This is a genomic window from Massilia phosphatilytica (assembly GCF_977014125.1).
The window spans coordinates 1-5,529 of record NZ_CDRNIL010000109.1 but is presented as its reverse complement, the minus strand read 5'-3'; the positions used below and the strand labels follow the sequence as shown (position 1 = coordinate 5,529).

General features: G+C 56.5%; 11 protein-coding genes. 10 read left to right on the top strand and 1 reads right to left on the bottom strand.

The window, feature by feature from the left end:
* Positions 1-56: 56 nt before the first annotated feature.
* From ACWNCF_RS03715 to ACWNCF_RS03705, 3 genes are read left to right on the top strand one after another with little or no spacing between them, the layout of a single operon-like run.
* Positions 57-512, top strand: a complete 456-nt coding sequence (locus ACWNCF_RS03715; protein ID WP_449406067.1) for a S24 family peptidase — start codon at positions 57-59, stop codon at positions 510-512.
* The gene (locus ACWNCF_RS03710) at positions 512-901 is read left to right on the top strand and encodes an HIRAN domain-containing protein (RefSeq protein ID WP_449406066.1); all 390 of its coding nucleotides are present in this window, start codon (positions 512-514) and stop codon (positions 899-901) included. The genes ACWNCF_RS03715 and ACWNCF_RS03710 overlap by 1 nt, the downstream gene beginning before the upstream one ends.
* A gap of 3 nt (positions 902-904) precedes the next feature.
* Positions 905-1,243, top strand: a complete 339-nt coding sequence (locus ACWNCF_RS03705) for a hypothetical protein (protein ID WP_449406065.1) — start codon at positions 905-907, stop codon at positions 1,241-1,243.
* Between the two features lie 383 nt (positions 1,244-1,626).
* Here ACWNCF_RS03705 and ACWNCF_RS03700 read toward each other — a convergent pair whose 3' ends face one another.
* Entirely contained in the window at positions 1,627-1,989 is a 363-nt protein-coding gene (locus tag ACWNCF_RS03700) for a hypothetical protein (RefSeq protein ID WP_449406064.1), read from the bottom strand.
* 198 nt (positions 1,990-2,187) lie between these two features.
* Here ACWNCF_RS03700 and ACWNCF_RS03695 point away from each other — a divergent pair, with 198 nt between their 5' ends.
* The 7 genes from ACWNCF_RS03695 to ACWNCF_RS03665 all read left to right on the top strand — a co-directional run bounded on the left by ACWNCF_RS03695 (position 2,188) and on the right by ACWNCF_RS03665 (position 4,939).
* Positions 2,188-2,502 (top strand): hypothetical protein, encoded by a 315-nt coding sequence (locus ACWNCF_RS03695; RefSeq protein ID WP_449406063.1) that lies wholly within the window; start codon positions 2,188-2,190, stop codon positions 2,500-2,502.
* A 1-nt stretch (position 2,503) separates the two neighbouring features.
* On the top strand, positions 2,504-2,863 hold the full coding sequence (locus ACWNCF_RS03690) for a hypothetical protein (protein ID WP_449406062.1): 360 nt from the start codon (positions 2,504-2,506) through the stop codon (positions 2,861-2,863).
* The gene (locus tag ACWNCF_RS03685; RefSeq protein WP_449406061.1) at positions 2,860-3,072 is read left to right on the top strand and encodes a hypothetical protein; all 213 of its coding nucleotides are present in this window, start codon (positions 2,860-2,862) and stop codon (positions 3,070-3,072) included. Before ACWNCF_RS03690 ends, ACWNCF_RS03685 begins: the two co-directional genes overlap by 4 nt.
* Before the next feature lie 313 nt (positions 3,073-3,385).
* Positions 3,386-3,694 (top strand): YdaE family protein, encoded by a 309-nt coding sequence (locus ACWNCF_RS03680; RefSeq protein ID WP_449406060.1) that lies wholly within the window; start codon positions 3,386-3,388, stop codon positions 3,692-3,694.
* 4 nt (positions 3,695-3,698) lie between these two features.
* Complete coding sequence (locus tag ACWNCF_RS03675; RefSeq protein WP_449406059.1) at positions 3,699-3,848, top strand: hypothetical protein; 150 nt, start codon at positions 3,699-3,701, stop codon at positions 3,846-3,848.
* A 198-nt stretch (positions 3,849-4,046) separates the two neighbouring features.
* Entirely contained in the window at positions 4,047-4,766 is a 720-nt protein-coding gene (locus tag ACWNCF_RS03670; RefSeq protein WP_449406058.1) for a recombinase RecT, read from the top strand.
* 32 nt (positions 4,767-4,798) lie between these two features.
* Positions 4,799-4,939 carry a hypothetical protein gene (locus ACWNCF_RS03665; RefSeq protein ID WP_449406057.1) on the top strand — a complete coding sequence of 47 codons (141 nt, stop codon included), beginning with the start codon at positions 4,799-4,801 and terminating at the stop codon, positions 4,937-4,939.
* The last annotated feature ends 590 nt before the right edge of the window (positions 4,940-5,529 follow it).

Genomic DNA, 5,529 nt, shown 5'->3' with positions numbered 1-5,529 from the left:
TGTGTACCTCGTTCAGTTACGTATTGCTAAGGTTAAAACGGAGGCAGCTAGTTTGGATGATCCAGCACCTAGTTGGCAGCGGCCCGGAAACGATCCCTGTTCGCGCGGTAAAGCTCAGATTGCAGGCTGGGGTCAACGGCTATGTTGCCGAGCCCGATTTAGATATCGATCATGGGATCTTCCACGTCCCGAAATATGTTATCGACAAGCTGCGGCTAAACCCGGCCGACCTGATGATCATGACGATTAAAGGACGCAGCATGGAGCCGATGTATTTCGAAGATGACAAAGTTCTTGTCGACACCTCGAAACAATCACCAAAAAACAATGAGTGCTTCGCTGTTAATTGGAACGGTGAGCCGATCGTGAAATGCCTGATTAGGAAGCCGGAAGGGTGGTGCCTTTATTCTTTCAATAATAAGTTCCCAAGTATGAGCGTTCGTAGTGGTCAATGCAGCATCATTGGTCAAGTTGTTTGGCAACCAGATAGGATCGTTGTAGGAAGGCTGTAATGGATGATTGCATTGCGATTCCCGTAATTCCGGGAATTGGAAGTTTTCGTGTTGATGTGGCTGGCGAGTCATTTTACGAAGAAAGTTTTGCGGCTTTATGCGGCGATAGGACTATTGAGGGCGTTCGCATGGAAGTGCGCGCACGGCTAACCCTGCAGGACGATAACCCTCACGACAAACACGCCGTGCAGGTGACGATCCAGGGGCATCCCGTCGGGCATCTGTCACGCGACCATGCGCGAGCATTCCGGCGACGGGTTCGTTATGGCGAGCTGTCCGCGTATGAGGTATTCGAATGCGGCGCACTCATCTGTGGCGGCTGGGATCACGGTCCGGGAGACGTCGGAAATTTTGGGGTCCGACTTGATCTTGATCTGCGCGAAGAATGAAAGGTGGTCGGAATGATTGAAGTGCTTCTAGTACTTGCTATAGCCGGCGTGATTTTCGTTTATTTGAAAACGAGAAAAATAATAAGTTACCTAGCCGCTGTCGAGGGGCGATTACGAGAGCTTGACGCTAAAGAAGCTGAAGAAAAAGGCGCTCTCGCTGGGACTCTACGGGACATCAATGCCCACAACATCGTTCTGATGGGATTACTTCGTGAGAGCCCTTCGGCCGCGAAATTCACTAAAGATTTTGCGGAAACATATGAACTTTCAAGTGAGGACGATTTGGAGGTGATGAAAACGGTGGTTCGCTTAACAAAAAAGTGGGCAAAGGATAACGCATGAAGGCCGTCAAACAGCACCCGTTGCTTGTAGCTATTAGCTTCGCTCTTGGGGTTGCCGCTTCTATATCGAATAGGCCGCAGCCATGGGTATGGGACGGAAGCGAGGCGGCAGTTGGCAGTTATGTCAGGGCTGGCTTTTCTGTGCTTACAATCTATTTCATACTTCGCATTTTCTGGCCTAAAAAATAATCCCCGCTCGCGGCGGGGAATGAAAGGAGTAGTTGTGGCAGATAATATCGAGTGGAAACAATTCAAGATTGACCCTGTACTTTTCAAAGCAGGTCAATTTGATGATGTGCTTGCGGCTTTTCGGGCTGAGTGGGACCGCGTGAACAAAACGGCATGCTCTGCCATTTTCAAAGATTCGCGAGCTGCCGATATCTATTACATTTCAACAAAAGAGCCAGCAATACTCTCTAGGATTTCAAGGGTAGTTGCGCTGGCAAGACTGTCCGCCACCCTCTGGCGAGCGCGTTCAATGGCTTGCGGGTCATAGACCTTCCGTCGGCAAGTGATTTCGAACCCGGCATCAATTCTTATGAGTTCCAAGGCGAGTCTGTTCACACGGAACGTGGGCGCATCGCCCTCGCCAAATCCACTCGTGCGCCCACTCCCATAGACTGTCCAAGCCTCTCCCGTGCTCGGACATTTCAATTCGAAGATTGGTTGATTATCTGACATCAAGCTGTCGATGATGTCTCTGAACGGCACCTCTTCGCCCAGTTGATACGTCTCTAACTCTTCCATCCTATCCTCCATGCCGCGCACGACGCGGCTTTTTCACGCCCTGACGCCGGGCCGGCTCGCCCGCAAGAGTCGGACGAACAACAGTTTAGAGCCTCCCCCGTTAGTAAATCTTTTTGATAAATAGTTCTTGTGGTAGCTTTATCTTTTTGGTAAAGTAACTCCATCGCAACGAGCCCAGCCGGGCAGATGGAGAGAACGATGAGCAACACGAAGCACACGTCGACGCCCTACGCGGTCAAGAAAGGCCTGCACGGCAATCCGGATGGCGTAACGATCTGGCAGCAGAAACTGCCGGGTATGACCGGCGCCAAGGGCATCGCCAAGATGAGCGGCGTGCACGAGCAGGAAGAGATCGAGGCTACGGCCGCCTTCATCGTCCGCGCCTGCAACGCGCACGAGCAGCTGGTGGCGGCGCTGAAGATGGCCTTGGAGATTGGCGACGGCTGCTCGCGCGGTTTCCTCGGCAAGTTCTACGCGGTCGCCAACGCCGCTCTGGCTGCAGCAGAGGCCTGACATGGACCGCCGCACCTCCACCGAAGAAGACCGCGACGCACTGATCGCAAACCTGACCGAAATGGCCCTGCGTAGCTGGACCGCACGCCTGCTGGCCGGCGAAGCCCGCGCCATCAGCGATCTGCAAAACGTCGTGCTGGACCGCCTGAGCGACGACGAGGCCAAGACGATCTTCGTTCAGGCCGCAACCGGGCAGGGCGCTGATGGCTTCAACGCGCTTGCGGTCAAGGCGATGTACGACAGCTGCGAAGTTGAGGCGATCAAGCAGGTTGAGCGCATGGAGCAGATCCGCGCGGACGAGGCGCGCATGGCTCGCATCGAGCGCCGCGTGTTCGATCGCCAGTTCGGGGTGCTGGTATGAGCACCACAACCGTCACCGGCCGCTTGGAAGCGCTCAAGCGCGGCCTTGAGGCAGCGCGCGACACCGGGCGCATGGAACCGCCGGCCAGCATCCGCCAGCAGCACGACCTGTACATGCAGGGACTGAACGACGGCGTGCAACTGGCCATCGATGCGATCACGTGGGAACTGCGCACGATCGCGGCCGGGCAAGCGGCAGCACACCAATAAACCAACCGCCGGCGGCGCCGGCCAGAACGAGGAGCAAGGGACGTGAGAACGAACCGCGAAAAGTACGACCACATCTGCGGCCAGATCGCCGCCAAGGACCAGGCCGCCATCAACGCCCTGCTGCCGAACGGGGTGCCGCCTCAGTTCCACACTATCGAGCAGTACGAGGCGAAGCCGATCACCGTAACCAACGTCAGCCGGTACCGCCGCGGCTTCTACGTGAAGGGCGCCGACGCTCGGATCACTGAAGAAGGACATCGAGGGGGCCGAGGCTGCGCTGGCCGGCTGGGCCGCGCCATCGCTGGACGACATCATGGTCGGCTACAGCTACAAGCAGACCTACGGCACCGTCAGCGGCGCATACGCCTACCCGAAGATCGGCGGCGACGTGATGCTGGCGTGGGACGCCGAAGCGCTGATGTCCGAGATTGAGCGCCGCCGCGCGCTGTACGCGCCACGCGAAGGCCACGAGCCATGCGCGTACTGCCGCAAACAGACGCCGTCGGCCTCGATGGTCAGCGGCACGATCTTCTACCGCGACATCGGCGGCCTCGCGCGGAAGACCTGCCGCTACTGCAGCCCGACTTGCCACGGCCACGACCAGTGCGGACATGAGGGCTAAGCCGATGATCGCCGCCCGCATCGCGCGCCGCAGCCTCATGGACCGCCTGCTGCTGGACGGCATGGCGTGGACGGATCGCCATCCCGGCCTGATGTTCGCCGCAGTCGGCGCCCTTATCGTGCTCGCTGGCGTACTTGAGAAGGCGTTCCCATGAACGAACACCAGCTCCGCATCGCCAAAGTGAAGCTTGCCGCCTTCCTTCTGCTCGCGGTGGTCGACACCGTGATTCTGATCAGGTGGCCGACGTGATCCGCGACTTCGCCAGAGCCCTTGTCCTCGTGCTGGCCTTCCTGATCGTGGTAGCGGAAGTGCAGAGGATGGACGAATCGAATGTACCTGAATGGAGTGAGAAATGAGCAACGCCCTGACGTTGATAACCGGCGAAATTAACGCCATCAAAGACGATTTCATGACCCTGCTGTCGGATCGTTCGATCAAGTTCGAGCAGGAAGCCGGGTTCGCGGTGCAGATCCTGGGCGGTAACGACTTCGCGCTGAGCGTCGCAACGAGCAATCGCGCTTCGGTAATCAACGCGGTCAAGAACATCGCCGCCATCGGCATCAGCCTGAACCCCGCGAAGAAGCAGGCCTATCTGGTGCCGCGCCGCGTCGGGCAGCAGCAGGCGATTTGCTTGGACATCAGCTACATGGGCCTGATGGACCTCGCAATGGCGACCGGCTCCATCAAGTGGGCGCAGGCCGAGTTGGTACGCGCTAATGATGGGTTCTCGCGTGGCCGCTTTGACGAGCCGCCGACGCACACGTTTAACCCGTTCTCGAAGGACCGCGGCGAGATCATCGGCGTGTACGTGGTGGTCAAGACCGCCGACGGCGACTACCTGACGCACACCATGGAGATCGGCGAAGTCTACGACATCCGCGACCGGTCGGAAGCGTGGAAGTCCTACGTTGCGAAGAAAATCAAGTCGTGCCCATGGGTGACTGACGCCGGCGAGATGATCAAGAAAACGTGCGTCAAGCAGGCGTACAAGTACTGGCCAAAGACTGAGCGCCTGGAGACGGCCATCCACCATCTGAACACCGACGGCGGGGAAGGGCTGGTGGCTGGCTGACCATGCAAGCTGAGCGTGGTGCCTGGTGCCTGGTGGTGGTGGGTGCGTGGTGGCTGCCTATATATATATATATATATATATATATATATATATATATATATATATATATATATATATATATATATACATATATATATATATATATATATATATATAGGCAAGTGGCCAGGTGAGTGATCTCATCTCCTGCCACCACCACCACCACCAGACAGCAGCCAAAAAAAAAAAAAAAAAAAGCCTGGCCACCTGGCCTGAACCCCCCCCCCCCCCCCCCCCCCTTCCACTGCAGAATGAAAATGAGAGTGAACCTGGTGGTTTGGTGGAGCCAGAACCGGTGGCCATGCCATGCCATGGCCAGGGCGGGCTGCCTGCCAGCCACCTGCCAGCCTGAACCGTTGCCATGCCATGCCATGCCATGCCATGCCATGCCATGCCACCGGCCGCCGGTGAGTGAATTGCCATGCCATTTTTTTTTTCAACAGCCTGAGCCTGCCATGCCATCCAGGAGACTGCCATGCCATGAAAAGCCTGGTGCATTTGGCAAGGACCTGTTCATAAAGCACATATATAGCAACAGTGCATAACTTGATGCGATGGTGAACGTGGCCATCTTGACAAGCTAGTTGGCAAATTAGAATGAACTGTCATGTGTGGGTGGCCAGTTTAAAAAATTCACCAAAGATTCACTCACCATCATCTGGCTCCAACAAATCGCAAGCTCAGGTTGCCATTGGCCAAGCTGGAGCAGGCCTGCCATGCCATG